Annotated in this window: 1 protein-coding gene; it reads right to left on the reverse strand. The window is 62.7% G+C overall.

Features of this window, described 5'->3' with window-relative positions:
• Nucleotides 1–93 precede the first annotated feature (93 nt).
• Nucleotides 94–338: DUF1345 domain-containing protein (locus SB751_RS28875; protein WP_410748892.1), on the reverse strand; the 245-nt coding region annotated here is incomplete at its 5' end.

Genomic DNA, 338 nt, shown 5'->3' on the forward strand with positions numbered 1-338 from the left:
GCTCGAAGGAAGTCACGTCGCTGTGGCGGCTGGCGGCGGCCTGAGAGCGGTCAACCGGCCTCACGGTAAAACAACGGCCTCACGGCCGTTTTTTCATGCCCGCCCCGCCGCGACGTTGACGCTGATGGCGATGATGAAGACGTTGAAGAAGAAGGCGATGACGCTGTGCACCAGCGCCGTGCGCCGCATCCGCCGGCTGACGATCTGCACGTCGGAAACCTGGAACGTCATGCCCAGCACCAGGGCGAAATAGGCGAAGTCCCAGTAGTCGGGGTCTTCCTTGCCCGGAAAATCCAGGCCCTTGTGCAGGGCATTGCGATGGCTGTAGTAGCCATGCG

Source organism: Cupriavidus sp. SIMBA_020, assembly GCF_046535395.1.
Classification (GTDB): Bacteria; Pseudomonadota; Gammaproteobacteria; order Burkholderiales; family Burkholderiaceae; genus Cupriavidus; species Cupriavidus campinensis.